This window comes from Bacillus sp. ABR, from assembly GCF_056172715.1.
Window position 1 is genome coordinate 308,557 of record NZ_JAOYSL010000003.1, and the last position, 25,316, is coordinate 333,872.

26 protein-coding genes are annotated in these 25,316 nt (G+C 41.2%); all 26 read right to left on the reverse strand.

Annotation, left to right across the window (positions count from 1 at the left end):
* Window positions 1-48: 48 nt before the first annotated feature.
* A complete protein-coding gene (gene fliE, locus OIT90_RS11630; protein ID WP_039178515.1) occupies window positions 49-366 on the reverse strand; it encodes a flagellar hook-basal body complex protein FliE in 318 nt (105 codons plus the stop codon).
* Window positions 367-377: 11 nt separating this feature from the next.
* Window positions 378-830, reverse strand: a complete 453-nt coding sequence (flgC, locus tag OIT90_RS11635) for a flagellar basal body rod protein FlgC (RefSeq protein WP_024424179.1) — start codon at window positions 828-830, stop codon at window positions 378-380.
* A complete protein-coding gene (gene flgB / locus OIT90_RS11640; protein ID WP_039178512.1) occupies window positions 830-1,219 on the reverse strand; it encodes a flagellar basal body rod protein FlgB in 390 nt (129 codons plus the stop codon). Before flgB ends, flgC begins: the two co-directional genes overlap by 1 nt.
* A gap of 288 nt (window positions 1,220-1,507) precedes the next feature.
* Window positions 1,508-2,287, reverse strand: coding sequence for a GTP-sensing pleiotropic transcriptional regulator CodY (gene codY, locus OIT90_RS11645; protein ID WP_330545080.1), 780 nt, complete (start codon window positions 2,285-2,287; stop codon window positions 1,508-1,510).
* 34 nt (window positions 2,288-2,321) lie between these two features.
* Window positions 2,322-3,722, reverse strand: a complete 1,401-nt coding sequence (gene hslU, locus OIT90_RS11650; RefSeq protein ID WP_047202158.1) for an HslU--HslV peptidase ATPase subunit — start codon at window positions 3,720-3,722, stop codon at window positions 2,322-2,324.
* A 16-nt stretch (window positions 3,723-3,738) separates the two neighbouring features.
* On the reverse strand, window positions 3,739-4,284 hold the full coding sequence (hslV, locus tag OIT90_RS11655) for an ATP-dependent protease subunit HslV (RefSeq protein WP_024424181.1): 546 nt from the start codon (window positions 4,282-4,284) through the stop codon (window positions 3,739-3,741).
* Window positions 4,285-4,298: 14 nt separating this feature from the next.
* Window positions 4,299-5,216, reverse strand: a complete 918-nt coding sequence (gene xerC / locus OIT90_RS11660) for a tyrosine recombinase XerC (RefSeq protein WP_058837707.1) — start codon at window positions 5,214-5,216, stop codon at window positions 4,299-4,301.
* A 62-nt stretch (window positions 5,217-5,278) separates the two neighbouring features.
* Window positions 5,279-6,583 (reverse strand): FADH(2)-oxidizing methylenetetrahydrofolate--tRNA-(uracil(54)-C(5))-methyltransferase TrmFO, encoded by a 1,305-nt coding sequence (gene trmFO / locus OIT90_RS11665; RefSeq protein ID WP_034317774.1) that lies wholly within the window; start codon window positions 6,581-6,583, stop codon window positions 5,279-5,281.
* Between the two features lie 70 nt (window positions 6,584-6,653).
* A complete protein-coding gene (gene topA, locus OIT90_RS11670; RefSeq protein WP_058837708.1) occupies window positions 6,654-8,729 on the reverse strand; it encodes a type I DNA topoisomerase in 2,076 nt (691 codons plus the stop codon).
* 193 nt (window positions 8,730-8,922) lie between these two features.
* Window positions 8,923-9,825 (reverse strand): DNA-processing protein DprA, encoded by a 903-nt coding sequence (gene dprA / locus OIT90_RS11675; protein WP_039178503.1) that lies wholly within the window; start codon window positions 9,823-9,825, stop codon window positions 8,923-8,925.
* Between the two features lie 63 nt (window positions 9,826-9,888).
* Window positions 9,889-10,791 (reverse strand): succinate--CoA ligase subunit alpha, encoded by a 903-nt coding sequence (sucD, locus tag OIT90_RS11680; protein WP_007499624.1) that lies wholly within the window; start codon window positions 10,789-10,791, stop codon window positions 9,889-9,891.
* Between the two features lie 22 nt (window positions 10,792-10,813).
* Window positions 10,814-11,974 (reverse strand): ADP-forming succinate--CoA ligase subunit beta, encoded by a 1,161-nt coding sequence (gene sucC, locus OIT90_RS11685; RefSeq protein WP_059375084.1) that lies wholly within the window; start codon window positions 11,972-11,974, stop codon window positions 10,814-10,816.
* A 176-nt stretch (window positions 11,975-12,150) separates the two neighbouring features.
* A complete protein-coding gene (locus OIT90_RS11690) occupies window positions 12,151-12,426 on the reverse strand; it encodes a FlhB-like flagellar biosynthesis protein (protein WP_003211418.1) in 276 nt (91 codons plus the stop codon).
* The gene (locus tag OIT90_RS11695) at window positions 12,423-14,162 is read right to left on the reverse strand and encodes a glycosyltransferase (RefSeq protein ID WP_126681802.1); all 1,740 of its coding nucleotides are present in this window, start codon (window positions 14,160-14,162) and stop codon (window positions 12,423-12,425) included. The genes OIT90_RS11690 and OIT90_RS11695 overlap by 4 nt, the downstream gene beginning before the upstream one ends.
* 26 nt (window positions 14,163-14,188) lie before the next feature.
* Entirely contained in the window at window positions 14,189-14,953 is a 765-nt protein-coding gene (locus OIT90_RS11700; RefSeq protein WP_126681801.1) for a ribonuclease HII, read from the reverse strand.
* A 76-nt stretch (window positions 14,954-15,029) separates the two neighbouring features.
* Entirely contained in the window at window positions 15,030-15,878 is an 849-nt protein-coding gene (gene ylqF, locus OIT90_RS11705; protein WP_024424188.1) for a ribosome biogenesis GTPase YlqF, read from the reverse strand.
* A gap of 90 nt (window positions 15,879-15,968) precedes the next feature.
* Window positions 15,969-16,316, reverse strand: a complete 348-nt coding sequence (gene rplS, locus OIT90_RS11710) for a 50S ribosomal protein L19 (protein WP_008354510.1) — start codon at window positions 16,314-16,316, stop codon at window positions 15,969-15,971.
* A 137-nt stretch (window positions 16,317-16,453) separates the two neighbouring features.
* A complete protein-coding gene (trmD, locus tag OIT90_RS11715; protein ID WP_474892580.1) occupies window positions 16,454-17,188 on the reverse strand; it encodes a tRNA (guanosine(37)-N1)-methyltransferase TrmD in 735 nt (244 codons plus the stop codon).
* On the reverse strand, window positions 17,185-17,709 hold the full coding sequence (gene rimM / locus OIT90_RS11720) for a ribosome maturation factor RimM (protein WP_474892581.1): 525 nt from the start codon (window positions 17,707-17,709) through the stop codon (window positions 17,185-17,187). The genes trmD and rimM overlap by 4 nt, the downstream gene beginning before the upstream one ends.
* Window positions 17,710-17,717: 8 nt before the next feature.
* Complete coding sequence (locus OIT90_RS11725) at window positions 17,718-18,104, reverse strand: YlqD family protein (RefSeq protein ID WP_024424191.1); 387 nt, start codon at window positions 18,102-18,104, stop codon at window positions 17,718-17,720.
* A 103-nt stretch (window positions 18,105-18,207) separates the two neighbouring features.
* Complete coding sequence (locus tag OIT90_RS11730; RefSeq protein ID WP_024424192.1) at window positions 18,208-18,453, reverse strand: KH domain-containing protein; 246 nt, start codon at window positions 18,451-18,453, stop codon at window positions 18,208-18,210.
* On the reverse strand, window positions 18,453-18,725 hold the full coding sequence (gene rpsP, locus OIT90_RS11735) for a 30S ribosomal protein S16 (RefSeq protein ID WP_008344841.1): 273 nt from the start codon (window positions 18,723-18,725) through the stop codon (window positions 18,453-18,455). The genes OIT90_RS11730 and rpsP overlap by 1 nt, the downstream gene beginning before the upstream one ends.
* A 105-nt stretch (window positions 18,726-18,830) precedes the next feature.
* The gene (ffh, locus tag OIT90_RS11740; protein ID WP_024426967.1) at window positions 18,831-20,171 is read right to left on the reverse strand and encodes a signal recognition particle protein; all 1,341 of its coding nucleotides are present in this window, start codon (window positions 20,169-20,171) and stop codon (window positions 18,831-18,833) included.
* A gap of 13 nt (window positions 20,172-20,184) precedes the next feature.
* Entirely contained in the window at window positions 20,185-20,517 is a 333-nt protein-coding gene (locus OIT90_RS11745; RefSeq protein WP_012009935.1) for a putative DNA-binding protein, read from the reverse strand.
* A gap of 143 nt (window positions 20,518-20,660) precedes the next feature.
* A complete protein-coding gene (ftsY, locus tag OIT90_RS11750; RefSeq protein WP_024424194.1) occupies window positions 20,661-21,647 on the reverse strand; it encodes a signal recognition particle-docking protein FtsY in 987 nt (328 codons plus the stop codon).
* Between the two features lie 21 nt (window positions 21,648-21,668).
* Complete coding sequence (smc, locus tag OIT90_RS11755; protein ID WP_474892582.1) at window positions 21,669-25,229, reverse strand: chromosome segregation protein SMC; 3,561 nt, start codon at window positions 25,227-25,229, stop codon at window positions 21,669-21,671.
* Window positions 25,230-25,316: the final 87 nt, after the last annotated feature.

Here is a 25,316-nt window from a genome sequence, read left to right on the forward strand (position 1 = left end):
TTAACCCCCGGTCATTCCATTCAGTCTTTTTTTGTCCACCAGCACCTCCTACATCTGCATTCTCATAATCTCTTGGTACGCTTCGACTGCTTTATTTCGAAACTCTGTCGCAGCTGTGAGTGTGACACTCGCTTTCTGCGAGGCAATCATGACTTCATCGAGATTGACATCTTTTCCTTGTGCAAGCGCATTTGTATACTGGTCTGATTTCAGCTGTGATTGATTTAATGCCTCAATGGAATTCTTCAGCACATCAGAGAAATTCGTTTGACTTTTAGGTGCAGCCGCCTGCAAGGACGATGCATTCGTCAATTCACTTGCTTGCTGAGCGGTTTGAAGCTGGAAAGGAGATATTGCATTAACCAATTCTTTTCACCTTACTTTCCTATTTCTAAAGCTTTCATCAGCATGCTTTTGTTCGCATTTAGAGCAGTCACGTTCGCTTCATATGATCTTGAGCTGCTGATGAGGTCGACCATTTCTTTTAATGGATCGACATTTGGTGTTTGAACATATCCATTTTCATTGGCATCGGGATTTGTAGGATCATATTGAAGGTTGAATGGAGTTTCGTCTTCTGTAATCTTTGTTACTTTGACGCCGTTTCCTAATTTGCCGCTCGAATTCATACTTGAGTTCAATATAGATGAAAATGATTCACCTGACGGCTGTAATGTGACAAGTTTACGTCTATAAGGCTCCCAGTTGCCATCAACCTGTTTAGCTCTTGTTGTATCCATATTTGCAAGGTTTGAGGATACAACGTCCATTCTGAGCCTCTGTGCCGTTAATGCTGAGGCCGAAGCGTTCACTCCTGAAAAAATCGACATCACTTACCTCCTGTCAAAACTGTTTTAAGAGAATTAAATTTCCCGCTCATTCTTTCCACCAAAGCATTATACTGAATTTGGTTTTTAGCGAGTTCACTCATCTCTTGATCAATATCGACATTATTTCCGTTTTCTTGATATGAAGTACGGTTGCTAGAAACAACTGAATAATTAGACCCTGTTTTCGAAAAATCAATGTGACCTTGGTATGTTTTTTTAGCATCTAATTTGTTCGATGCGTCATTTAGCATGTCATGGAATGCGACGTTTTTCGACTTGTAGTTCGGTGTGTCTATATTCGCGATATTATTGCTTATGACTTTTTGCTTAACATTCGCTCTACCCAAGGCATTCTCAAGGTTGCTTATCGTTCCAGAAAATATATCCAAAACCATATACCTCCAATCATATGTATTTCATTCCATTTAATCATGTCGAGATTTGTAAAACCATATGTTCATTGTAAGAAATAATAGGATTAAAGTCTATGATGTATATGTAAAAAAAACTCGTAATATATATCTATTTTACGAATAGGTATAAAGGCCTAGATTCAAAGCACTACAGATTTGTAAGGGGTTTCTTGGAAAAAAGAGTGACATTTTTCGGACAAATCCTCATTTTTTCACATAAAAAAACCCTTTTCAGCATTTATTTCGGCTAAAAAGGGTTTTTGATTAATGAGATTTTAAATTTTCGAGTTCAATTAAAAATTTGTTATTTAACACTTTGATGTACGTTCCCTTCATTCCAAGAGAACGAGATTCGATTACACCTGCACTTTCTAACTTACGTAAGGCGTTTACGATCACTGAACGAGTGATCCCTACACGGTCTGCAATTTTACTTGCGACAAGAAGACCTTCGTTTCCATCAAGCTCATCAAAAATGTGTTCAATCGCTTCAAGCTCACTGTATGAAAGAGAGCTAATCGCCATTTGGACAACCGCTTTACTTCTTGCTTCTTCTTCGATTTCCTCTGCTTTCTCGCGAAGAATCTCCATTCCAACAACTGTTGCCCCGTATTCAGCAAGAATTAAATCATCATCTGTGAATGTATCTTGTAAGCGGGACAGGATTAACGTACCTAAACGATCTCCTCCGCCGATAATTGGAACAATTGTTGTTAAACCTGATTGGAATAAGTCACGGTTCTCAATCGGGAAAGCTGTATATTCACTGTTAATATCAAGGTTTGAAGACGTTTCTGGGACATTGAATAGACTCTTTGTATATTCTTCAGGGAACTGGCGATCTTCAAGCATTTTTTTCATACGTGCATTTTCGATCTGTTGATTAATGGAGTAACCAAGAAGCTTTCCCCTTCTGCTTAATACGAAAATGTTTGAATCAATGACATCTCTCAGTGTTTCTGCCATTTCTTTGAAATTAACTGGTTTCCCCGCTGCATCTTGCAGCATTGAGTTAATAATCCTTGTTTTTTGTAGTAACGCCATAATAATGATCCTCCTAGATTACTTTATTCATTTGTTAAAGTATAAATTGACTTAAATCTTTGTTATTTGCAATCTTTCCTAGCTTCTCTTCGACATACTGAGGGGTAATGGTCACTTTCTCCATCGTAATATCAGGCGCCTCAAATGAAAGCTCTTCAAGCAGCTTCTCAAGTATGGTATGAAGCCTTCTTGCACCGATGTTATCTGTCTCCTGATTGACATGATAAGCCACTTCGGCAATCTTATGAATAGCATCGTCAGAAAATTCAAGAGATATACCTTCTGTTTCAAGTAAAGCTTTATATTGCTTTAATAATGCATTATCTGGTTCCGTTAAGATTTTCACAAAGTCTTCTATACTTAATTTATCTAATTCTACACGAATTGGGAAGCGCCCCTGAAGCTCGGGAATCAAATCTGATGGCTTTGCCATATGAAATGCACCTGCTGCAACAAAAAGCACATGATCAGTTTTAACGGCACCATATTTCGTCATCACAGTTGAACCTTCTACAATCGGTAAAATATCACGCTGAACCCCTTCACGAGAAACATCTGCAGATGATGCACCGCCGCTTTTGGCGATTTTGTCGATTTCATCGATAAAAATAATTCCTTGCTGCTCTGCTTTGTAGACTGCTTCCTGACTGACTTCATCCATATCAATCAGTTTTGAAGCTTCCTCAGCCGTTAACGCCTTTCTTGCTTCTCTGACAGTCAGCTTTCTGCGTTTTTTCTTTTTAGGCATGAGATTGCCGAGTGCATCCTGCATGTTCATACCCATTTGCTCCATACCCGAGCCTTGAAGCATATCAAACATGGAAGGCTGCTGTTCTTCTACTTCGATCGTGACGTAATGATCTTCAAGTTCTCCCATCGCCAGCTGATGAGCAATTCGCTTTCTTGTCGATTCGAGTTCCACTTCTTCATTTGAATGATCTCGATCACGGTCATCTTCATCTGAACCGCCAAACAGCATCTCAAAAGGATTTTTTACAGACTGGCTTTTTTTCTTACCAGGAACAAGTAAATGAACAAGACGTTTATTTGCTTGTTTTTCTGCTTCTTCTTGAACATCTTTCATTTTTTCTTCTTTGACGAGTCTAATCGCTGTTTCAACTAAATCTCTCACCATTGACTCTACGTCACGGCCAACATAACCCACTTCAGTAAATTTCGTCGCTTCCACTTTAATAAAAGGCGCACCAGAAATTCGAGCAATTCTTCGGGCAATTTCTGTTTTCCCCACACCTGTAGGGCCGATCATTAAAATATTTTTAGGAACGACTTCATCCTTTAGCTTATCATGTAAAAGACTTCTTCTGTAACGGTTTCTTAAAGCCACCGCCACTGCTTTTTTCGCATCAAGCTGACCAATGATGTATTGATCAAGCTTTTCAACTATCTCTCTTGGGGTGAACGGCTTTTTCTCCATACGTCTCATGTCCTTTCTATTCAAGCTCTTCTAAAGTGATTTGATCGTTCGTGTAGACACAGATTTCTCCGGCCGTTTCAAGAGCGGCCTTTGCAATTTCTCTCGCTGAGAGATGATCACCTGCATGGGTTTTGAGTGCTCTCCCTGCGCTAAGGGCATAGTTGCCGCCTGAGCCAATGGCCAAAATCCCATCATCTGGTTCAATGACCTCTCCAGTTCCAGAGACGAGCAGGATGCTTTCTTTGTTCATGACGATGAGCATGGCCTCAAGCTGCCTTAGCATCTTGTCACTTCGCCATTCCTTCGCTAGTTCTACGGCTGCCCGCTTTAAGTTGCCACCATATTCTTCAAGCTTTGTTTCAAACTTTTCAAAGAGTGTAAACGCATCTGCTACTGAACCTGCAAAACCTGCAAGCACCTTGCCTCCGAAAAGACGACGCACTTTTTTTGCTGTGTGTTTCATCACGACAGCCTGCCCGAAAGTAACTTGACCGTCGCCAGCCATTGCACTTTTTCCTTTATGTTGAACGGCAAAGATGGTTGTTGCATGAAATGATGACATGAAAAAACCTCCTTTTAGGATCGTTTAAAAGCCCTTGGGTGATGAGACATGTACGTGTTTCTTAAAGAATCTTTTGATACATGCGTGTACACCTGTGTAGATGATAAATTTGAATGACCGAGAAGCTCTTGAACACTTCTCAAATCCGCCCCCTCGTTTAAGAGATGCGTGGCAAAGGTGTGCCTTAACATGTGAGGATGGATATGTAATGTACCTGACGCCTTTTTCATTAATTCAGTGAGAATGAATCGAACACCTCGGTCTGTAAGAGGCGCCCCGCGCTGATTCAAAAACACATGTGCATCAGCGCGGTCTTTCCCCTTAGATTTCAGCTTCTGCCTTCCATCCTCTAAATAAGTAATGAGCGCTTCATGAGCATATGACCCGAAAGGAACATACCGCTGCTTGCTGCCTTTCCCATGAACAAGCACTGTATCCATCGATAAATCAAGATCAGATTCTTTTAATGAACATAACTCACTGACCCTCATACCTGTTGCATAAAGAAGTTCTAAAATGGCTTGATTTCTTTGCCCAAGCGGTGTGCTGACATCAGAAACTGTAAAAAGCTCTTTTAGTTCCTCCTCATACAAAAATGAAGGAATCCGCTTATCCTGTTTTGGTAAGCTAACGAGTAAAAAAGGATTTTCTTTCACAAGCTGTTCTCTTAATAAAAATTTATAAAAGCTGCGAAGCGCAGAGACTTTCTTACTAATCGTTCTTCTTGTCAGGCCTTTTTCATAAGCTTCTGTTAAATAAATTCTCGTATCTTGATAGGATACCTCTTCAAAACCGTCTATTCCTTGAATGTTCATAAATCTGACAAACTCTTCAATGGCTTCTGTATATCCTGAGATCGTTAAAGCTGAATAGTTTTTTTCAATTTGCAGATATTCAATGAATAAGTGGACAAGACGCTGTTTATTCGTCATTTTTACACCTCTTTAAGGCTTTTAAATGGTATCACATATCTTGCTTTCCGTGCAATGTTTTACTACAGAGATTTCGAAATAGTTTGAATAGTTTCGATTGCGCGCTTAGCGTACTCTGCATAACGTTCTTGTTTGTTTTTAATTCGAACACCTAGATCTTTCAGCAAACCAAAATTCGCATTCATCGGCTGGAAGCTTTTCTTGTTTGTCGACGTGATGTAATAAGCCATACTGCCAATCGCCGTTTCCTCAGGAAGTGTCACAAGCTCTTCCCCTTTAACAAAACGAGCGGCGTTAATGCCAGCCACAAGTCCGGAAGCTGCAGACTCGACATACCCTTCAACGCCTGTCATTTGTCCGGCAAAGAATAGATCATCTCTATTTTTAAACTGATAAGTCGGTCTTAAAAGGCTTGGCGAGTTAATAAATGTATTACGGTGCATTACCCCGTAACGAACAATCTCTGCTTCTTCAAGGCCTGGAATCAAACGGAATACTTCCTTTTGATCGCCCCACTTTAGATGTGTCTGGAAGCCAACGATGTTATATAAAGTACCTGCTGCATCATCCTGTCTTAATTGAACAACAGCGTAAGGTCTTTTTCCTGTTTTCGGATCTTCCAGTCCTACTGGCTTCATCGGGCCAAACAGCATCGTTTTCTTTCCTCTTTTCGCCATGACTTCAATTGGCATACAGCCTTCAAAGAAGATTTCTTTTTCAAATTCTTTTAATGGCACAGTTTCAGCAGAAATGAGCGCCTCATAAAAACGATCGAATTCTTCTTCTGTCATTGGACAGTTTAAATATGCGGCTTCCCCTTTGTCATAGCGTGATTTCAAATACACCTTATCCATATCAATGCTATCTTTCTCTAGAATAGGTGCCGCTGCATCGTAGAAATAGAGATATTCTTCTCCTGTTAACGATTTTAATTCTTTTGAAAGTGCTTCTGATGTCAGCGGGCCAGTCGCGATAATTGTCGGACCTTCTGGAATGCTTTGCACTTCTTCTTGAAAGACCGTAACATTCGGATGATTTTTCACGCGATCTGTCACGTTTGCTGCAAATTCATGACGGTCTACTGCAAGCGCGCCGCCTGCAGGAACTGAGCTTTCATCTGCTGCTGCGATAATGGCTGAATCTAAATGACGCATTTCTTCCTTTAATACACCTACTGCATTCGTCAAAGCGTTCGCACGCAGTGAGTTGCTGCATACAAGCTCCGCAAATTTATCTGTGTGGTGAGCCGGCGTTTGTTTCACAGGTCTCATTTCGTATAAATTGACTTTAATTCCTCGTTTAGCGATTTGCCATGCAGCTTCACTTCCAGCTAAACCGGCTCCGATCACATTTACAAATTGACTCATTGGACAACTCTCCTATTTCGTAAGTTCTGTTTGATGACATAAAAAAGCAGGTGAACAAGGTTGCTCACCGCTATTTTTGTTGTTCCTCTTTATAATCACAGTTCACACATTGAACTTGAACGCCTTTTTTCAGCTTTTTCTCTACAAGCATATTTTCGCATTTTGGACACTTTCTTTCAATTGGTTTGTCCCAAGAAACGAATTCACACTCTGGAAAACGATCACAGCCGTAAAAAATGCGGCGTTTCTTCGATTTTCGTTCAACGATGTTTCCTTCATGACATGACGGGCATTTGACACCGATATCTTTGACAATTGGTTTTGTGTTACGGCAGTCAGGAAAGTTAGAGCACGCCATGAACTTGCCGTATCTACCCATTTTGTACACCATCGGATGTCCGCACTCTTCACAATCAACACCTGCGTATTCCGGCTCAATCTCAACTTCTTGCATCTCTGCTTCAGCTTTTTCTACCCGTTTTGCAAAGTCTTGATAGAAGCTGTCGATAATACGAACCCATTCGATCGTACCTTCTTCAACACTATCAAGTTCCTTTTCCATTTTCGCTGTAAATTCAACGTTAATGATTTCAGGAAAGAATTCGATGATTAAGTTGAGTACAATCTCTCCAAGCTCTGTCGGAGTAAATCGTTTATTATCAAGCGCGACATAACCGCGCTTTTGAATCGTATCTAATGTTGGTGCATACGTAGATGGACGGCCTATACCGAGCTCTTCAAGTGTTTTGACCAGTCTTGCCTCAGTGTAGCGCGGAGGCGGCTGTGTGAAGTGCTGTTCAGGTTCGATATCTTTTGAAAGAACTGTATCCCCTTCTTTCAAATCAGGAAGCATTTTGTCCTTTTCCTCGAGCTGGTCGTCCTTTCCTTCTACATAAACCTTCATAAACCCAGGGAATTTCACTTTACTTCCATTCGCACGGAAAGTAAGACCATTATGATCAAGATCCACACTCATTGTATCAAGAACAGCCGGCGCCATTTGGCTTGCCACGAATCGTTCCCAAATCAATTTGTACAGGCGAAGCTGATCACGGCTTAGCACATGCTTGACATCAGCCGGTTTTCTTAACGTAGAAGTCGGACGGATGGCTTCGTGAGCATCTTGTGCGTTTTCATTCTTTTTAGCCGTTCGTTTTGTTGTATTTAAGAAATTCTTGCCGTACGTCTGATCAATGAAAGCAGATACTTCTTCAATCGCCGTATTTGAAATACGTGTTGAGTCCGTTCTCATATAAGTGATGAGACCGACTGTACCTTCTTTACCAAGATCAATTCCTTCATATAATTGCTGTGCAATCATCATCGTCTTTTTTGCACGGAAGTTTAATTTTCTTGCAGCCTCTTGCTGTAAAGTAGAAGTCGTAAACGGAACAGCTGGATTACGTTTACGTTCTTTTTTCGTTACTTTCTCTACAGAGAATTTGTTTCCTTTTAATTTCGAAAGGATTTCTTTTACATCTTCTTTTGTTTTCAATGGATGTTTTTTGCCATTGAGGCCAAAGAAACTTGCTTCGAAGCTTTCTTTTCCTTTGAGGAATGTACCGTCAATTGTCCAGTATTCTTCTGGTTTAAATTCATTAATTTCATTCTCGCGATCAATAATGAGTCGGAGTGCAACTGATTGAACACGGCCAGCACTTAAGCCCTTTTTCACTTTCTTCCATAAAATCGGACTGATTTTGTATCCAACGAGACGATCTAAAATTCGTCTTGCCTGCTGTGCATCAACTAAATCCATATCGATCATACGAGGATGCTTAAAGGAATCTTTAATCGCATCTTTTGTAATCTCGTTAAAAACAACACGGCAGTCAGAAGAGAGGTCAAGGTCAAGGCTATGTGCTAAATGCCAAGCAATCGCTTCTCCCTCTCTATCGGGGTCAGCCGCGAGAAAGACTTTCTTTGCTTTTTTCGCCGCTGTTTTTAATTCCTTTAAAACTGGGCCTTTCCCGCGAATCGTAATATATCTCGGTTCGAAGTCATGCTCAGTGTCAACACCGAGCTGACTTTTCGGTAAATCCCTTACGTGCCCCATTGAAGCCTTTACTTTATACTTTTTTCCTAAATAACGCTCAATCGTTTTCGCCTTTGCTGGCGACTCAACGATGACTAAATAATCAGCCATACTCAAAATCCCCCTTAAGAGGTGTTCTCTCTTTATACATTTCACAATTCATATTTATGTTAATTGCACCTATCTAACAGGCAATCGTTAAAAATTCTTTATGATGAACATCATTATAAACACGAAAAACAAAGTGTAAACTTAAATCCTCACTATTATTAAATATTCCGATGTCTTTTGTCAAACGATATTTTTATGAGAGTTCAGTATATTGAACGCTGCGGAAGGAGAATTCCTCTAAAATATCCTTTGTGGAATGAACAAGCTTTGCCCCCTGCTGAATGAGTCTTGCCGGCCCTGTGGAATTAGGATCAAAGATGGACCCGGCAACCGCAAATACTTCTTTTCCTTGCTCAAGTGCTTGATAGGCTGTAATAAGAGAACCGCTCTTTTCTTTGCACTGAATCACAATGGTTCCTCTCGTCAACGCACTAATTAAACGATTTCTCATTGGAAAATGCCACTTTTCTGGTTTGACATAAGGTGGATGCTCTGACAAAAGCAAATGATGCTCGCCCATGTATTGAGCCATTTGCGCATGCTCTTTTGGGTATAAATGCTGAAAGCCGCCGGCTATAATGCCAATCGTTTTCCCTTTTTTCCTGATGCACTCTTTATGTGCCAGTCCATCTATTCCTTTAGCTAGCCCACTAACAATCATCCACTCTTCTTTGACAAGCTCACCAACAATTTTTTTCACACATGCTTCTCCATAAGATGATGGAAGTCGCGTGCCGACTACACCTAAACTTTTCTCTTCATTTAAATATGATACGTTTCCTTTTAGGAATAACACAGGGGGAGGATCATAAATATTTTTTAGTGTGCTTGGATATAAGGGTGATGTGATGGGAATCATGTGAATGTTTTGCTTTAAATAGGCTTGAACGATGTGTTGAAAAATGGGGAATTCATTTTCTTCAGCTTGTTTTAAGCGGGTAAAGTCGATCGTTTGTAATGCTCGATCCTGTTTAAAATGATGTGTTTCTTCATTTATATATAGCTCAGGATCGACTTTCCACCATTTTGTAAGTAATGAGGGTGAGATGAGGCCTTTTAAGCGGTGAAAAATCATTCTTTCGGACACGTTGTACATACCATTCCTCCAGTTTAAGATAGAAAGAAGAAGACTTGTCAAAGAACAAGTCTTCTTGTGTCATTAATGCGTTTTACAAGCTTCGAAGAGATTCTTCTCTTTTAATACTTTAATCAACGTTTCTCCCATGACAGATGGTGTTTCTGCCACTTCAATACCACATTCACGCATTGTTTTTACCTTTTCATCAGCTGTTCCTTTACCACCAGAAATAATGGCACCAGCATGTCCCATACGTTTTCCTGGAGGCGCCGTTTTACCGCCAATAAAGCCTACGACTGGTTTAGTCATATTTGCTTTTACCCATTCAGCTGCTTCTTCTTCAGCCGTACCACCGATTTCACCGATCATAATCACAGCATGCGTTTCAGGATCTTCATTGAATGCTTTTAACACATCAATAAAGTTTGTCCCATTTACCGGGTCCCCCCCGATGCCTACAGCTGTCGATTGACCAACGCCAGCTTCTGAAAGCTGATGTACCGCTTCATATGTAAGCGTTCCAGAACGAGAAACAACACCCACATGACCTTTTTTATGAATGTAGCCAGGCATGATACCAATTTTACATTCTTCAGGTGTGATGACACCTGGGCAGTTTGGTCCAACAAGTCTTGTTTTCTTACCTTCCATGTAACGCTTCACTTTGACCATGTCCAGAACTGGAATATGTTCTGTGATACAAATGACGAGATCGACTTCTGCGTCAACAGCCTCTAAAATGGCATCTGCCGCAAATGGTGCTGGTACATAGATAACAGAAGCGTTCGCTCCAGTTGTCTGAACTGCTTCAGATACAGTATTAAATACAGGAACTCCTTCTACTTCAGTTCCACCTTTTCCAGGTGTGACACCGCCAACAATATTTGTTCCGTACTCAATCATTTGTTTTGTATGGAACAATGCGGTTGAACCGGTAATCCCCTGAACAATTACTCTCGTATTTTTATTAATAAATACACTCATTTAGGTTCCCTGCCTTTCTGCTCTACTTGACTAAAGATACAATCTTTTCTGCCCCGTCAGCCATAGACTCAGCAGAAGTGATATTTAAGCCTGAATCACTCAGGATTTTCTTCCCTAATTCAACGTTTGTTCCTTCCAGACGTACAACAAGTGGTAATGTTAAGCCGACTTGTTTCGTCGCTTCAACAACACCTTCTGCAATGACATCACATTTCATGATGCCGCCAAAAATGTTCACGAAAATCCCTTTTACATTTTGATCAGATAAGATGATTTTAAATGCTTCCGTTACTTTTTCAGCTGTTGCACCGCCGCCAACATCTAGGAAGTTTGCAGGGTCCCCGCCGTAATGCTTGATGATATCCATTGTAGACATCGCAAGACCTGCTCCATTGACCATACAGCCAATGTTTCCATCTAGAGAAATGTAGCTTAAGTCATACTTAGATGCTTCAATTTCTTTTGGATCCTCTTCATCAAGGTCACGGTATTCTAATATATCTTTTTGTCTATATAAGGCATTGCTATCAAAGTTTAATTTTGCATCAAGTGCCATGACTTTTCCATCGCCTGTTACAACCAGTGGATTAATCTCAGCAATTGAACAATCTTTTTCAACAAACGCATTGTAAAGGCTTGTCATAAACTTAACAGCTTGGCCAACTAATTTTGTTGGAATATTAATTTTAAATGCTACTTCTCTCGCCTGATAGCCTTGCAGGCCAATCGCTGGATCGATAACAACTTTCACGATTTTTTCTGGCGTTTTTTCTGCTACTTCTTCAATTTCAGTACCGCCTTCTTCAGATGCCATCAATACAATTCTTGATGTCGCTCTGTCCAAAACTAGTCCAACATAGTATTCCTTTTGAATATCGCAGCCTTCTTCAATAAGTAAGCGTTTTATTTCCCGCCCTTCAGGCCCTGTTTGATGTGTGACAAGTGTCTTGCCGAGCAATTCCTCTGCAAACCCTTTCACTTCATCTTTCGTTTTTGCAATTTTTACCCCGCCTGCTTTACCACGGCCGCCTGCATGAATCTGTGCTTTTACGACATATACAGAGCTCCCTAGCTCTTCTGATGCTTTCACTGCTTCATCAGGTGTAAATGCTACTTTACCATTTGGAACTGAAACCCCATATTTTCTTAGGATTTCTTTTCCTTGGTACTCATGGATATTCATTTCCCATCCTCCCAACATATGTAGAAACAAAAATTATAAAATAGACTGCGCTTTCATTTTAAAGAATAAAAAAGAGAATGTCTAGGGTTCTATGTAAAATCGTAAAATCCTTCTAAACATTCAAACTTTTATTTTATTAAAAATATAAATTTTTCAGTCAAATCACTTATTTTACCTTATTTTTTCATTTTTTGATCTAACCTGTAGATAAACGAAAAAATTTCTGCTACAGTATCGTATAACGCTTCAGGGATCTCCTCATCTAACGTTAAGTGGCGCATGAGTTCGACTAAATTACGGTCTTCCTGGATAGGGACTCCCGACTTTTTTGCTTCTTCAATAATATGATCTGCCACATAGCCGCTGCCTGTTGCAACGACTTTTGGCGCCTTTTGTTTTTCTTCATCGTAATGCAGAGCTACCGCTCTTCTAAGCGGTTTTGAATCCTTCATACTCGTAAGTCCAGCCCTTTCTCGCTGATTTTATGAAAGTGTTCATCTAGAAATTGAGACGGATCTACTGGCTCTTGTCTCTTTTTTGCTGTAATTCCCGTTAAACTGTATCCTAGAGCATTTAAATTCTCCCGTACAGCCGGAATCATCGGATTAATGGTTCCTTGCAGTTCATGAGCTGTCTCGACAGTAATGGACATGACCTTTTGCTGAATCGTACAGTCTATTAAGGTTTCTTCAAGGTTTTCCATGTTTAAATAAAACATCAGGCGGCACTGAGAAATATCAATAGAGCCATCTTTTTTCTTATGTCCCTTCAGTATAAAGGTTAAATCTTGAACACTATGTTTTGAGAAAAGAGGATAGGAAACCATCATTTGACTGACGGTTTGGTTCTCCTGCTGCACAAATAACTGTCCATTCAATCTATGAAATAATTGATCCACTTCTTTTTTAACGTGCTCTGGTAAATCAGCCTGTCTCACATCATTTAAGGTAAGCTTTAATTGGTGCAGCTCCTGACTTTTGACATCCTGGCTGCCTTTTTCAAGCAGTTTCAGCATACCAATTTCATCACGCACACCGATTGCCTTTTTCATCGTCATTAGTAAATCGAGCACATCAGTTTTATTGCTTAATGTTGGTTCAGTCTGCTGCACCGCCTGAGCCAATGCTTTCGCCTCCGGTTTCGAAAGGAATGGGAACTCTTTTTGCAGTACAGCTGCTTTTGCGTCAGGCTGGGAGCCTGCCTGCTGGAGTCCGTGCAGCAATGCTGTGAGCTGTTTTAAGTTGGGTTCTTGCTGCCCATCTGCACCTTGTTTCATCAAGCTGGCCAGTATCCGCTCAATTTGCTGAAGCGGGATTTGCAGCTCTTTTGGACTTATTGACTGCTGCTGCACGTTTGGCTGAAGAACTTGGGACGGCTGACGCTCTTGAACGATTGGGGCATGGCTATTTTCTTTTTGCTGAGACGGATTGAGCTGAGTCGTTACTGGTAAACTACCGCCTTGCTTCGCCTCGCCTTCTCTCGCTGCTACAAGGACTGATAAGAGCTTTTCTGCATGGACGGCTGTCTCTGCATCTACAACTGACCGAACGGCCTGTGTAAGGGTCTGTGTAGCATCTGTGTGCTTCGGAAGCTGTGTTAATTGATTTAGCAGCGCTGTTATATCCTGATGAAGAGCAGAGGATGATTTCACGGCTAAAATAGATTGAAGTACCCCTTGCTGGATCGGTAAATCTTTCTTTAAAGCAAAGAGGAGTGCTTGGAGCCCTTTCTTCACATCAGCTCCTTGAAGCTGTTCGATCCATTTCACTGCCGTTTTTAACTCCCCTTCGTTAATGACGGACTTTTCCTTTAAAAAAGCTGTAGCTGTCAGCATGTTTTCAAGCCCATTTTTCAGTGAAAGTCCTTCTAATAGTTTGGCTGCTGCATCCTTTAACGTCTTAGGATCTTGATCAAATTGCTGAACGGGTCTTAGTTTATTGAGGCTGCCTCCGCCCTCTTGTTCAAATTGGAACCAATAAAATGCGTCTGCTTTAAGCTGGGCCGCCAGCTGCGCTTTTATTTTCGTTGAGCCTATTTGAACAAGGGCGGTATCATCTCCAAGCATTTTTAGTACTTTACCGAGAATCAGCCGATGAACATTTTCCTTCCCTTCGGTGTTCAATGGAACAGATTCAGCCGTATTCAGCCGGCTATTCAGTGCTGTATGTATGTCCTCAACTCTTGTCATCACAGGCAGCCTCCTTAGATTAAAATTTATGATATAACAGATTTTACTGGCGCAAACGATAATCGGTGGATTGGGGCCGCACCATATGTTTGAATCGCAGCCAAGTGCTCTTTCGTTCCGTACCCTTTATGTTTTTCAAATTGATACTCAGGATACTTACGCCCATACTCTTCCATCATCTGATCCCTTGTCACCTTCGCAATACATGCACCTGCTGCAATGGATGCACTTTTTGCATCTCCTTTGATGATATTCTCTTGGTGAGTTGAAAGCGGGAGTGTCATGGCATCTATGAGTAGATAATCTGGTGTATGAGTTAACTGTTCCACAGCTCTCACCATCGCCAGTCTTGATGCTTCGTAAATATTGATTTCGTCAATCGTAGCCGCATCAACAATGCCGATTCCGATATCAAGTGCTTCTTTTTGAATTAAATCATAATAAGCCAATCTTTTTTTCTCAGATAATTGCTTTGAGTCGTTTAAACCGAGCAGGACTGTATCTTCCTTTAATATGACGGCTGCTGCCACAACTGGGCCGGCGAGCGGTCCTCTTCCTGCTTCATCTATTCCCGCAATACATGTGTATCCCTGCGCCTTTGCTTTGTTTTCAAATTGCAGCATGTCATCCCATGCCACGCGAAGTGCTTGCTGCTTTTCTCTCTCTTTGTGCCACTTTTCTATGAGTTTTTGGACACTTTTTCTCGTATCACCTTTTACAAGCTCACGAATGTATGACTCATCGCCTGCATGCTTTTCTATTAGTTCTTTTATTTGTTTCACCGTGTACATAGGCTTTTTCGCAGCCTCCTTCTTTATATCGGCAGTTTTTCACAAAAAATAAAGACCCGCATGAGCTGCGTGTCTTTTAGCTTTCAGGCTTCTCAAAAGTGAGGGGACCAAATTTTTCTGTTCGAATATCCCGAATAATGATTTCGGTGGTTTTGTCATAGTTTATGAATCCCCCGCTCATTAGACAGCCGCGCTTAGTCCCAATTGCATCAAACAGCTCAACCGTATCTTCAGGTATCTCCGCTAGGTCATAGCGTTTTTTTAATCGCTCTGGGTAGTTCTCTTCTAGAAAACGAAGTGCATACACAGCGACATCCTGTAAGTTGATGATCGAATCTTTGATCGCTCCAGTCACCGCAAGTCTGAGTCCTACTTGCTCATCTTCAAACTTCGGCCAGAGGATTCCAGGGGTATCGAGCAGCTCTAGTTCTTTCCCTACCTTTACCCATTGCTGTGATGTCGTAATACCAGGACGGTCTCCTGTTTTGGCAATGTTCTTTTTCGCTAAACGATTGATTAAGGTCGATTTTCCGACGTTGGGAATCCCGATAATCAGTGCTCGAATGGCACGTGGTTTGACGCCTTTCGCTTTCATGCGGTCGAACTTTTCTTTTAAAATTTCTTTTGAAGTTGTGATGATCTGATTTAACCCTTGTCCATCGACAGAGTTAATAGCTAGTGACCGAACGCCTTGCTGCTCAAAATGCGCCTGCCACTCCTTTGTCATACGAGGATCTGCTTTATCAGCTTTGTTTAATAGCATGATTTTGGGTTTATTTTGAAGGATTTCTTCGATCATTGGGTTTCTAGAGGACATCGGAATTCTTGCATCGGTTAATTCAAATACGATGTCGATGAGCTTTAATTTTTCTGTGACTTCACGTCTTGCTTTTGCCATATGGCCTGGAAACCATTGAATCGTCATATGTGCACCTTCTCTCTTCTACCTGTTATCTTTATACATTGTACAAAAAAAGAGCCTGTTACAGGTAACAAGCTCTTTCCTTTGATATCATTATCGTCTGATTTCTTTGATACGAGCCGCTTTACCGCGAAGTTCACGTAGGTAGTAAAGTTTCGCACGACGTACCTTACCGTGACGTACAACTTCGATCTTAGCGATTTTTGGTGTGTGTACAGGGAATGTACGCTCAACGCCTACACCGTAAGAGATCTTACGAACTGTGAAAGTTTCGCTGATTCCACCACCACGACGCTTAATTACAACACCTTCAAAGATCTGGATACGCTCACGAGTACCCTCGACAACTTTAACGTGTACACGTAAAGTGTCACCAGGACGGAACGCAGGAAGATCAGTGCGTAATTGTTCTTTTGTGATTTCTTCAATCAAATGTTGCATCGTTTTCAACTCCTTCCAACAGATGCTCATGTCCTCTTTCTTCATTGCAGCGGAACATCGTTTTCAAACTTGGATCAGCAAGCCGTCCAAGTCACAAGTAGTATCATACCATACCTCTATGCCGTGTGCAATACAATCTAGTCATTATGAAGCTGCCAAAGCCATCTTTTTTCATCATCCGTTAATGTTTTGCAAGAATCGATCAAATCTGGCCGTCTTGTATAGGTTCGCTTCAAGGATTCTTTGCGCCGCCACTCTTCTATTTTGGCATGATTTCCAGAGAGGAGCACATCCGGCACTTTTAGTCCTTTATAATCCGCTGGCCTTGTATAGTGCGGGTGCTCAAGCAGACCTGTACTGAATGAATCTTCGATGTGAGATGCTTCTTTTCCAAGCACATGAGGCAAAAGCCTGACCACACTGTCTGCAATCATCATCGCTGGCAGCTCTCCGCCTGTGAGGACGAAATCTCCGATTGAGATCTCATCTGTGACAAGATGCTCCCTGATGCGCTCATCGTAGCCTTCATAGTGGCCGCAAATGAACATAAGATGCTCTTCTTTTGCAAGTTCTTCTGCCTTTTTTTGTGTATATCTTTCCCCTTGAGGACAGACAAGAATAACTCGGGGCTTCGTGCTTGCTTTCTTCGTTAAATCTTCTACCGCATCAAATACGGGCTGTGCTTTCAGTACCATACCAGCACCGCCGCCATACGGATAGTCATCCACTGTTTTATGCTTATGATCTGAATACTCTCTAAAATTGACGACTTGAAATGAGACGGCATCTTTCTCCTGTGCTTTTTTTAAGATGGATGAGTGAAGCACACCTTCGAACATTTCAGGAAAAAGAGTTAAGAAATCAATTTTCATTCGTCAATGAGTCCTTCCATCACTTCTATGTGTACGGTTTTGGATGAGATATCGATGTTTTTGACGACAGATGGAATATATGGAATGAGGGCATCTTTTTTGCCTTTTCTTCCAACCACCCACACATCATTTGCCCCTGGCGTAAGGATTTCTTTGATTTGGCCGATCAGCTTGTCCTCTTCATCGTATACTTCACAGCCAATGATTTGGTGAAAATAAAATTCTCCTTCGTCTAATGACCCAAGATGTTCTTTTTCTACCTTTAAGATTGACTCTTTCAGAAGCTCTGCTTCATTTAATGAGTTGATTTCTTCAAATGTGAGCAAATCAAACTGTTTGTGCTGGCGGTGTGATGCGACAGTCACTTTCAGCGGCTCTTTTTGACCCTGTTTAAAAATATAGAGCACGCTTCCCTTTTTGTAACGCTCTTCTGGGAAATCCGTCTTTGACACGACGCGTACTTCTCCGCGCACTCCGTGTGTATTGACGATCTTTCCAACATTCAACCATTCTAGCTCCATGTTCTCAATCACCCCTGACGTATTTCCACAATGGTGCCGTCTTTCACGACGATGACATTATCTTGCATTTTGTCATCCCATTTATCACCTATTTTTACTTCAACCAGTGCATCCACTTCTGTTTCTTTCATTTCACTTCCAAGCGGCAAAATATGAAGCTGCTCTACTTGAAAATCAATCTGCCTGATCTTCTCTTGCCTTTTATCGATCGCTTTTTGAAATTGAGGGATGGCTTCTTGCTGATGTGGTTCTTTTTCATGTTTTTTTAGTTGAAAATATAATTGATTGCATTCACGTTCTAGTCTTTCTTTTTTCTCCAAAAAAGTCGTTAACAGTTTGTCCTTACTGCTTTCAGTTAATACTTGCATCACGGTGACATGTTGAATGATCTGCATCTTCCTTTTTGTCCCCCTATCCGAAGGCATTTGTCCTCTACAGTATAACGAAAAATAGATTTAAACGTGTAAAAAAAGGGGAGGTCCTAAGCCCTCTCCCTTTTTAGTCAGCAATCTCAAGTTGAACTTTCTTAGAAGACTCTGCACTTGCTGCAAAAATGACTGTTCGTATCGCTTTTGCTGTACGTCCCTGCTTTCCGATCACTTTTCCGGTATCTTCAGCATTGACAGACAGTGTGTAAATCACCTGCTCATCTTTTTCTAATGAAGATACGTGAATATCTTCAGGGAAATCAACAAGTGGCTCGACGATGGACACAATCAATTCTTCCAAGGACAGCTCATTCATTATTTGCTGTTTTTCGCATTATGAAATTTTTCAAGAATTCCTTGGCTTGAGAAAAGGTTGCGAACTGTATCAGATGGTTTCGCACCATTTTGAAGCCATTTAAGCGCTAATTCTTCGTTGATTTTCACCTCAGCTGGTGATACCACTGGGTTGTAAGTTCCAACTGTTTCGATGAAACGACCGTCACGTGGTGAACGAGAATCTGCTACAACAATACGATAGAAAGGAGATTTTTTTGCTCCCATACGTTTTAAACGAATTTTTACTGCCATTTTACTAGCACCTCCGAAAATATTTCAACAAGATAGTATATTAACAATGATAAAAGGGTTTGTAAAGTGTTTTTTCTTAACAACGGTTTTATCATGTATAACCAATTACATAAATGGTAATTTAAAGCCCTTTTTCTTTCCTTTGGACATGTTGGTCATTTGCTTCATCATCTTTTTCATTTCATCAAATTGCTTTAAAAGGCGATTGACTTCCTGTACAGATGTTCCGCTTCCTTTTGCAATCCGTTTTCTTCGGCTTGCATTGATGACCTCTGGCTGTTCTTTTTCCTGAGTCGTCATTGATTTAATGATCGCTTCGATGTGATTGAGCTGCTTTTCGTCCACTTGGACGTTTTTGAGCCCTTTCATTTTACCGGCTCCCGGCATCATTTGGATCAGTTCATCAAGAGGACCCATATTTCGAACTTGGCCAAGCTGCTCGAGGAAATCATCGAGCGTGAAGCTCATTGTCCGCATTTTTTGCTCAAGCTCTTTCGCTTTATCTTGGTCGACGTTTGCCTGTGCTTTTTCGATAAGGGTCAGCACATCTCCCATGCCAAGAATTCTTGATGCCATCCGCTCCGGATGGAATGGTTCAATTGCATCAAGCTTTTCTCCTAGTGCAGCGAATTTAATCGGCGTATTGGTGACAGCTCGAATAGAAAGGGCTGCACCGCCTCTTGTATCACCGTCTAGTTTTGTGAGAACAACACCTGTTAAACCAAGCTGTTCATTAAAGCTTTTTGCGACATTGACAGCATCTTGACCAGTCATAGAGTCAACAACTAGGAAAATTTCTTCTGGATTCGCTACTTCTTTTACTTTTTGAAGTTCATCCATTAATTCTTCATCGATATGAAGACGTCCTGCTGTATCTAAAATGACATAATCATGGTGTTCTTCTTTCGCTTTTTCAATTGCCTGTTTGGCAATTTCGACAGGGCTGACTTGATCACCTAATGAAAACACCGGCATATCAAGCTGTTTCCCAAGCGTTTGAAGCTGCTGGATCGCTGCTGGTCTATAAATATCAGCAGCCACCATCATCGGCTTGCGATTATGTTTTTTGCGAAGTAAATTGGCAAGCTTCCCAGTTGTGGTTGTTTTACCTGCCCCTTGAAGACCAACCATCATAATGACTGTTGGAGATTTTTTCGCTACAGCGATCTTACTCTCTTCTCCGCCCATTAATTCAGTGAGTTCTTCTTTTACAACTTTAATGACCTGTTGTCCAGGGGTAAGGCTTTTCATGACCTCTTGTCCAACTGCCCGCTCACTTACTTTTTTCACAAAGTCTTTGACTACTTTAAAATTGACGTCAGCTTCAAGAAGGGCAAGGCGTACCTCGCGCATCATTTCTTTTACATCTTGCTCTGACACTTTTCCTTTGCCGCGGATTTTTGAAATCGTCTGCTGCAGTCGGTCGGCTAATCCTTCAAATGCCATACTGTGCCGCCTCCTAATCTAATTTCTCAAGCGATTCAATTAAAGCTTCTGCTTCTTCCGTTTGCGCAGAATCAGCTACAAGCTCTCTCATTTTTTTGAGAAGTTCTTTACGCTCTTTAAATTTCTTAAACAAGAGCAGCTTTTCTTCATATTGTTCAAGCATCGCTTCAGTCCGTTTAATATTATCATAAACAGCCTGTCTTGATACTTCATATTCATCCGCAATTTCACCGAGGGAAAAATCGTCTAGGTAGTAAAGCGACATGTAGCTCTTTTGCTTTGCGGTCAACAACGATTGATAGAAGTCAAACAAGTAATTCATTCTCGTTGTTTTTTCAAGCGTCATGGGCTCTCTCCCCTTTGTTAAGTTCATTCCCTTTACATCAACTAAGTTTACACGGTTCTCTGCTGTGTGTCAAGTTTTTATCTTGTCACTTCATGAAGCTACGTATAAATAAAAATGCCAGCAGTTTTGCCGGCATTTTTTTGTTAGTCTTGTTGATCAATTACGTCTGAGAATAATCCATACACATACGATTCTGCATCAAACTCTTGCAAATCGTCCACCTTTTCACCTAAACCGACAAGCTTTACTGGAATGTTCAGCTCATTTCGAATCGCAAGAACAATTCCGCCTTTTGCAGTACCGTCAAGCTTTGTTAAAGCAATCCCTGTCACATTTGTCGCTTTAGAAAATTCCTTGGCTTGTGCCATGGCGTTTTGACCTGTTGTCGCATCAAGAGCGAGCAATACTTCATGAGGTGCATCTGGAACCTCGCGTTCAATGACTCTCTTGACTTTCTCCAGCTCTTTCATCAAGTTGACTTTGTTTTGAAGTCTTCCTGCTGTATCGCAGATGAGGACATCTGCATTTTTCGCTTTTGCTGATTGGACGGCATCATAGATCACCGCTGCTGGATCAGAGCCTGCTGTTTGTTTGACGACAGGAACACCTGAACGCTCTCCCCAAACTTCAAGCTGCTCGATCGCACCGGCACGGAACGTATCACCTGCTGCTAAAATAACGGATTTCCCTTCATTTTTCAGCTTGTTTGCAAGCTTACCGATAGTCGTTGTTTTCCCAACACCGTTGACGCCTACAAACAAAATGATATTCAAACGCCCGTCTTCAATGTTCAGCGCAGAAATTTGTTCCTCTCCGCTATTGTAGATGTCAACCAGTTTTTCAGAAATCACCGCTTGTACTTCACTTGGGTCTTGAATGTTTCTTAATTTCACTTCTTTTTTCAGCTCATCAATCAGTTCCATCACAGTTGTGAAACCGACATCAGCACCGATTAGAACCTCTTCCAGCTCTTCAAAAAAGTCTTCATCGACTTTGCGGTAGCGAGAAATCAGTTCATTTACTTTTCCTTGGAAGGAGTTTCTCGTTTTTTCGAGTCCATCTTTAAACTTTTCAGATACTGAATCGGTTTGCTGCGTAAATTTTTCTTTTAATTTCTTAAAAAAGCTCATTGGTTCAAAAACCTCCTTTAATTACTGGACAAGCTCTTTTGTTTCTTCTAGTTTGACAGATACAAGCTTAGAAACACCTGATTCCTGCATGGTTACGCCGTAGAGCACATCTGCTTCTTCCATTGTTCCCTTGCGGTGCGTAATGACAATGAACTGTGTTTCCTCGCTGTATTTCTTTAAATATTGCGCAAAACGGAAAACATTTGCTTCATCAAGCGCCGCTTCTACCTCATCTAATACGCAGAATGGAACAGGTCTCACTTTTAAAATAGAGAATAGTAAAGCGATCGCTGTTAAGGCTCTCTCTCCGCCTGAAAGCAGGCTTAAGTTTTGCAGTTTTTTCCCTGGCGGCTGCGCGACAATATCAACGCCAGAGTTGAGCAAATCATTTGGATCTGTCAGCTTAAGATCAGCTCTTCCGCCGCCAAATAATGCTTGGAATACAGATTCAAAGTGCCCGCGAATTTGAGAGAATGTCTCAGAGAAGCGCTTTGTCATCTCTTGATCCATTTCTTCGATGACTTGGAATAATGTATTTTTCGCTTCTGTCAGATCATTTCGCTGCTCTGTTAAGAAGAGATAGCGTTCATTGACACGTTCATACTCGTCAATGCTGCCTAGATTTACTGTTCCAAGCTCTTCAATCGCTAGTTTGATCAGCTTCACTCGTTTTCTTGCTTCATCTGGCGATAACGTCAACTGATACATCTCTTTTGCTCCTTCAAACGAAAGAGCATATTCATCGTTCAAATAAGCAATCAGGTTATCGAGCTCGACTTCCATACGGCCTAGCTTAATCTCTTCATCTTTTAAGCTTGTAGTGAGCTGCTTGTATAAACGCTTTTGTTCTTTAAGTTCACGTTCAGCGAATTCTAATGTTTCAGAAAGAGCAAGACGCTGCTTACGCCGCTCTGAAATGAGTGCGGTTGTTTTGTTTTTGTTTTCCAGCTTCTCTTTCGCCGCTTCTTCCAGTTGTTCGGCTCCGCTTGAACTAGATGACATTTCACTTGTTAAGAGTGACAGATCTTCTTTTGTTTCCATCAGCGTCTGTTCAGCCTCTTCTAATTCAGCCATTAAACTCGAAAGCTTTTCTTGTTCATTGGCTAAGGACTGATCTTTTTTGGCAAGCGAAATTTTCAGCTCTGTTAATTCGGCAGAAATGGTTTCTTTCGTTGAGCTTTGCGTCTGCTTACGCTTTGTTAATGTATTGATCTCTTGATCAAGAGCCGTCAATTTTTCACCTATAGAGGCTTCAAGAGTAACCTGCTTTTTGTCCTTATCCGCAAGTTCAGTAGAACGCTGCTGCAATTCTTCTTTTTCTTGATCATAGAGTTCAAGATGAGCATTGATATTTTTTTCTGCGACTTGCAGTTCGTATAATTTCCCTTTGAGTTCTTGCTGCTTTTCGCGAAGCGTTTCGCCGCGCTGGCGCAGTTCGTTTAATTGGCTTTCGTTTGCTCCGATCAATTGCTTCGTTTCTTTTGTTTCTTTTTCAAGGATCGTTGTTTTCTCTTCCATTTCAAAGAGCTGCTTTGTTAACGTTTCGATCTCCCGGTTTCTTGAAAGAAGAGAGTTGTTCTTTTTCTTTACGCCGCCACCGGTCATTGAACCGCCGGGGTTCACGACATCTCCATCAAGGGTCACGATACGGTAACGATGTCCAAGCATTTTTGCCAATTCATTGGCGCCTTTTAAGTCTCTAACGATCAGCACAGTTCCAAGTAAATTCTGAATCACCTTTTGATACTTTTCGTCAAAGGAAACGAGGTGACTCGCTACACCGATAAAAGCAGCATGCTGCTCTGCTGTTTGGACATCTCTAAGCTGAATGGATCTTTCTTTGATCACATTCATTGGCAGGAAAGTCGCGCGTCCAAAGGAATGCTGCTTTAAGTAGCCAATTGCTTGTCTCGCAGCTGCTTCGTTTTCCGTGACTACGTGCTGCGTTGCTGCACCTAGCGCAATTTCAATCGCTGTTTCATACTGCTGATCCGTTTGAATCAGCTCTGCAATAGCACCGTGAATACCGACTAACCGTTCTTTTGCCTTTAAGACCTCTTTCACTCCTTGGAAAAAGCCTGAGAAGTCTTCCTGCATGGATTCAAGCATCTCTTTTTTGGATTTTGCCTGCTGTACGTATTGATAGGCTTGGTAAAGAGCCGTTTCTTTTTTCTCGTATTGACGTTTCATTTGCTCAAGCTTTTGTTCTGCTTCTCTAAAACGTTTGACTTGAGCCAGAATGTCATCTTCCAGTGCTGAAAGCTGCTGCTCAGCCTCTGTTTTCTTTTCTTTGACAGACACTCGTTCTTCGATATGTTTTTGGTTATTTTGCGTCAGTCGCTCTAGCTGCATCGCCGCTTGGCGCTGCTGTTCTTCTAGTAATTTACGTTCATTACGGATGGAAGCCTGTTCATTGAGCAGATCAAAATAATCGCTTTTCAGCTGTTCAATTTGACCTTCCACATCTTCGCTATGAAGCGATAGTTGATGCTGCTTTGTGTTCACTTCATCTTTTAGCTGCTGCACTTCTTTTTGCAAGCTGTCCCGCGTAATTTTCTGCTGTTCAATCTTTTCGGTTAACAGTGCCTGCTTTTCAGTTAAGCGAACGAGCGTTTCTTCTAGCTGCCCCTGGTTTGCGGCAGCATTTTTTTTCCGTTCTTTTAGCACTTCTTTTTTTCCTTCAAGCTTTTCTAATTCTTCACTTGTGAAAAGAAGAACTTCTTGCAGGTCATTAATTGATTCATCAAGCGCTTGAATGCGGTCTCTCGATTCTTCAATTTTGGCTTCTTTTGCTTGGATATCTGTAGACTGCTTCATTTCATCTTGTTTGAAGCGCTCGACTGCTTCACCAAGTGTTGTCCATTTTTCATGAAGTGCTTCGATGTCATGGACAGTGAGGGCGATTTCGACATTTTCAAGCTCTTCTTTTTTTTGCAAATAGTCTTTTGCAATAGAGGCTTGCATTCTTAATGGTTCTACTTGATCTTCTAGTTCATGCAGAATATCTTCTACTCGGTTTAAGTTGTCCTGCGTTTCAAACAGTTTATTCTCGGCTTTTTTCTTTCTTGTTTTATATTTCAAAACACCAGCCGCTTCTTCAAAGATGCTTCTTCTCTCTTCTGCCTTACTTGATAGAATTTCTTCTACTTTTCCTTGGCTGATGATTGAAAAAGCTTCTTTTCCAAGACCTGAATCCATGAAAAGATCAATAATATCCTTTAAGCGGACAGATTGATTGTTTATGAGAAATTCACTTTCTCCTGAACGATAAACCCTTCTGGTCACACTGACTTCGTGAAAATCGATCGGTAAAAAGTGGTCTTCGTTATCTAATGTTAAAGTCACCTCTGCTAGATTGACTCTTTTCCTTGAGTCACTTCCTGCAAAAATGATATCTTCCATTTTTCCTCCGCGGAGGCTTTTCGCTGATTGTTCTCCAAGTACCCAGCGGATGGCATCGGTAATATTGCTTTTGCCGCTTCCGTTTGGTCCAACAACAGCTGTGACCCCTTTGACAAAGTCCACGGTCACTCGCTGTGCAAATGATTTGAATCCTATCACGTCTAAACGTTTGAGGAACATGAGAGTGATCCTCCTTATGTATTTAAAGTACTATCATCTTACCATATGAAGTGTAAAAAGATGATGGAAAACAGAGTGAAATCCCCC

Excerpts from the sequence above, each read along its gene's own strand:
- flgC (WP_024424179.1), bottom strand. The coding sequence starts at position 830 with ATGTCGATTTTTTCAGGAGTGAACGCTTCGGCCTCAGCATTAACGGCA.
- codY (WP_330545080.1), bottom strand. The coding sequence starts at position 2,287 with ATGGCGTTACTACAAAAAACAAGGATTATTAACTCAATGCTGCAAGAT.
- hslU (WP_047202158.1), bottom strand. The coding sequence starts at position 3,722 with ATGGAGAAAAAGCCGTTCACCCCAAGAGAGATAGTTGAAAAGCTTGAT.
- hslV (WP_024424181.1), bottom strand. The coding sequence starts at position 4,284 with ATGTCATCATTTCATGCAACAACCATCTTTGCCGTTCAACATAAAGGA.
- xerC (WP_058837707.1), bottom strand. The coding sequence starts at position 5,216 with ATGACGAATAAACAGCGTCTTGTCCACTTATTCATTGAATATCTGCAA.
- trmFO (WP_034317774.1), bottom strand. The coding sequence starts at position 6,583 with ATGAGTCAATTTGTAAATGTGATCGGAGCCGGTTTAGCTGGAAGTGAA.
- topA (WP_058837708.1), bottom strand. The coding sequence starts at position 8,729 with ATGGCTGATTATTTAGTCATCGTTGAGTCGCCAGCAAAGGCGAAAACG.
- dprA (WP_039178503.1), bottom strand. The coding sequence starts at position 9,825 with ATGTACAACGTGTCCGAAAGAATGATTTTTCACCGCTTAAAAGGCCTC.
- sucD (WP_007499624.1), bottom strand. The coding sequence starts at position 10,791 with ATGAGTGTATTTATTAATAAAAATACGAGAGTAATTGTTCAGGGGATT.
- sucC (WP_059375084.1), bottom strand. The coding sequence starts at position 11,974 with ATGAATATCCATGAGTACCAAGGAAAAGAAATCCTAAGAAAATATGGG.
- OIT90_RS11690 (WP_003211418.1), bottom strand. The coding sequence starts at position 12,426 with ATGAAGGATTCAAAACCGCTTAGAAGAGCGGTAGCTCTGCATTACGAT.
- OIT90_RS11695 (WP_126681802.1), bottom strand. The coding sequence starts at position 14,162 with ATGACAAGAGTTGAGGACATACATACAGCACTGAATAGCCGGCTGAAT.
- OIT90_RS11700 (WP_126681801.1), bottom strand. The coding sequence starts at position 14,953 with ATGTACACGGTGAAACAAATAAAAGAACTAATAGAAAAGCATGCAGGC.
- ylqF (WP_024424188.1), bottom strand. The coding sequence starts at position 15,878 with ATGACGATTCAATGGTTTCCAGGCCATATGGCAAAAGCAAGACGTGAA.
- rplS (WP_008354510.1), bottom strand. The coding sequence starts at position 16,316 with ATGCAACATTTGATTGAAGAAATCACAAAAGAACAATTACGCACTGAT.
- trmD (WP_474892580.1), bottom strand. The coding sequence starts at position 17,188 with ATGAAAATTGATTTCTTAACTCTTTTTCCTGAAATGTTCGAAGGTGTG.
- rimM (WP_474892581.1), bottom strand. The coding sequence starts at position 17,709 with ATGGAGCTAGAATGGTTGAATGTTGGAAAGATCGTCAATACACACGGA.
- OIT90_RS11725 (WP_024424191.1), bottom strand. The coding sequence starts at position 18,104 with ATGCAGATCATTCAACATGTCACCGTGATGCAAGTATTAACTGAAAGC.
- OIT90_RS11730 (WP_024424192.1), bottom strand. The coding sequence starts at position 18,453 with ATGAATGAGCTGTCCTTGGAAGAATTGATTGTGTCCATCGTCGAGCCA.
- rpsP (WP_008344841.1), bottom strand. The coding sequence starts at position 18,725 with ATGGCAGTAAAAATTCGTTTAAAACGTATGGGAGCAAAAAAATCTCCT.
- ffh (WP_024426967.1), bottom strand. The coding sequence starts at position 20,171 with ATGGCATTTGAAGGATTAGCCGACCGACTGCAGCAGACGATTTCAAAA.
- OIT90_RS11745 (WP_012009935.1), bottom strand. The coding sequence starts at position 20,517 with ATGACGCTTGAAAAAACAACGAGAATGAATTACTTGTTTGACTTCTAT.
- ftsY (WP_024424194.1), bottom strand. The coding sequence starts at position 21,647 with ATGAGCTTTTTTAAGAAATTAAAAGAAAAATTTACGCAGCAAACCGAT.
- smc (WP_474892582.1), bottom strand. The coding sequence starts at position 25,229 with ATGTTCCTCAAACGTTTAGACGTGATAGGATTCAAATCATTTGCACAG.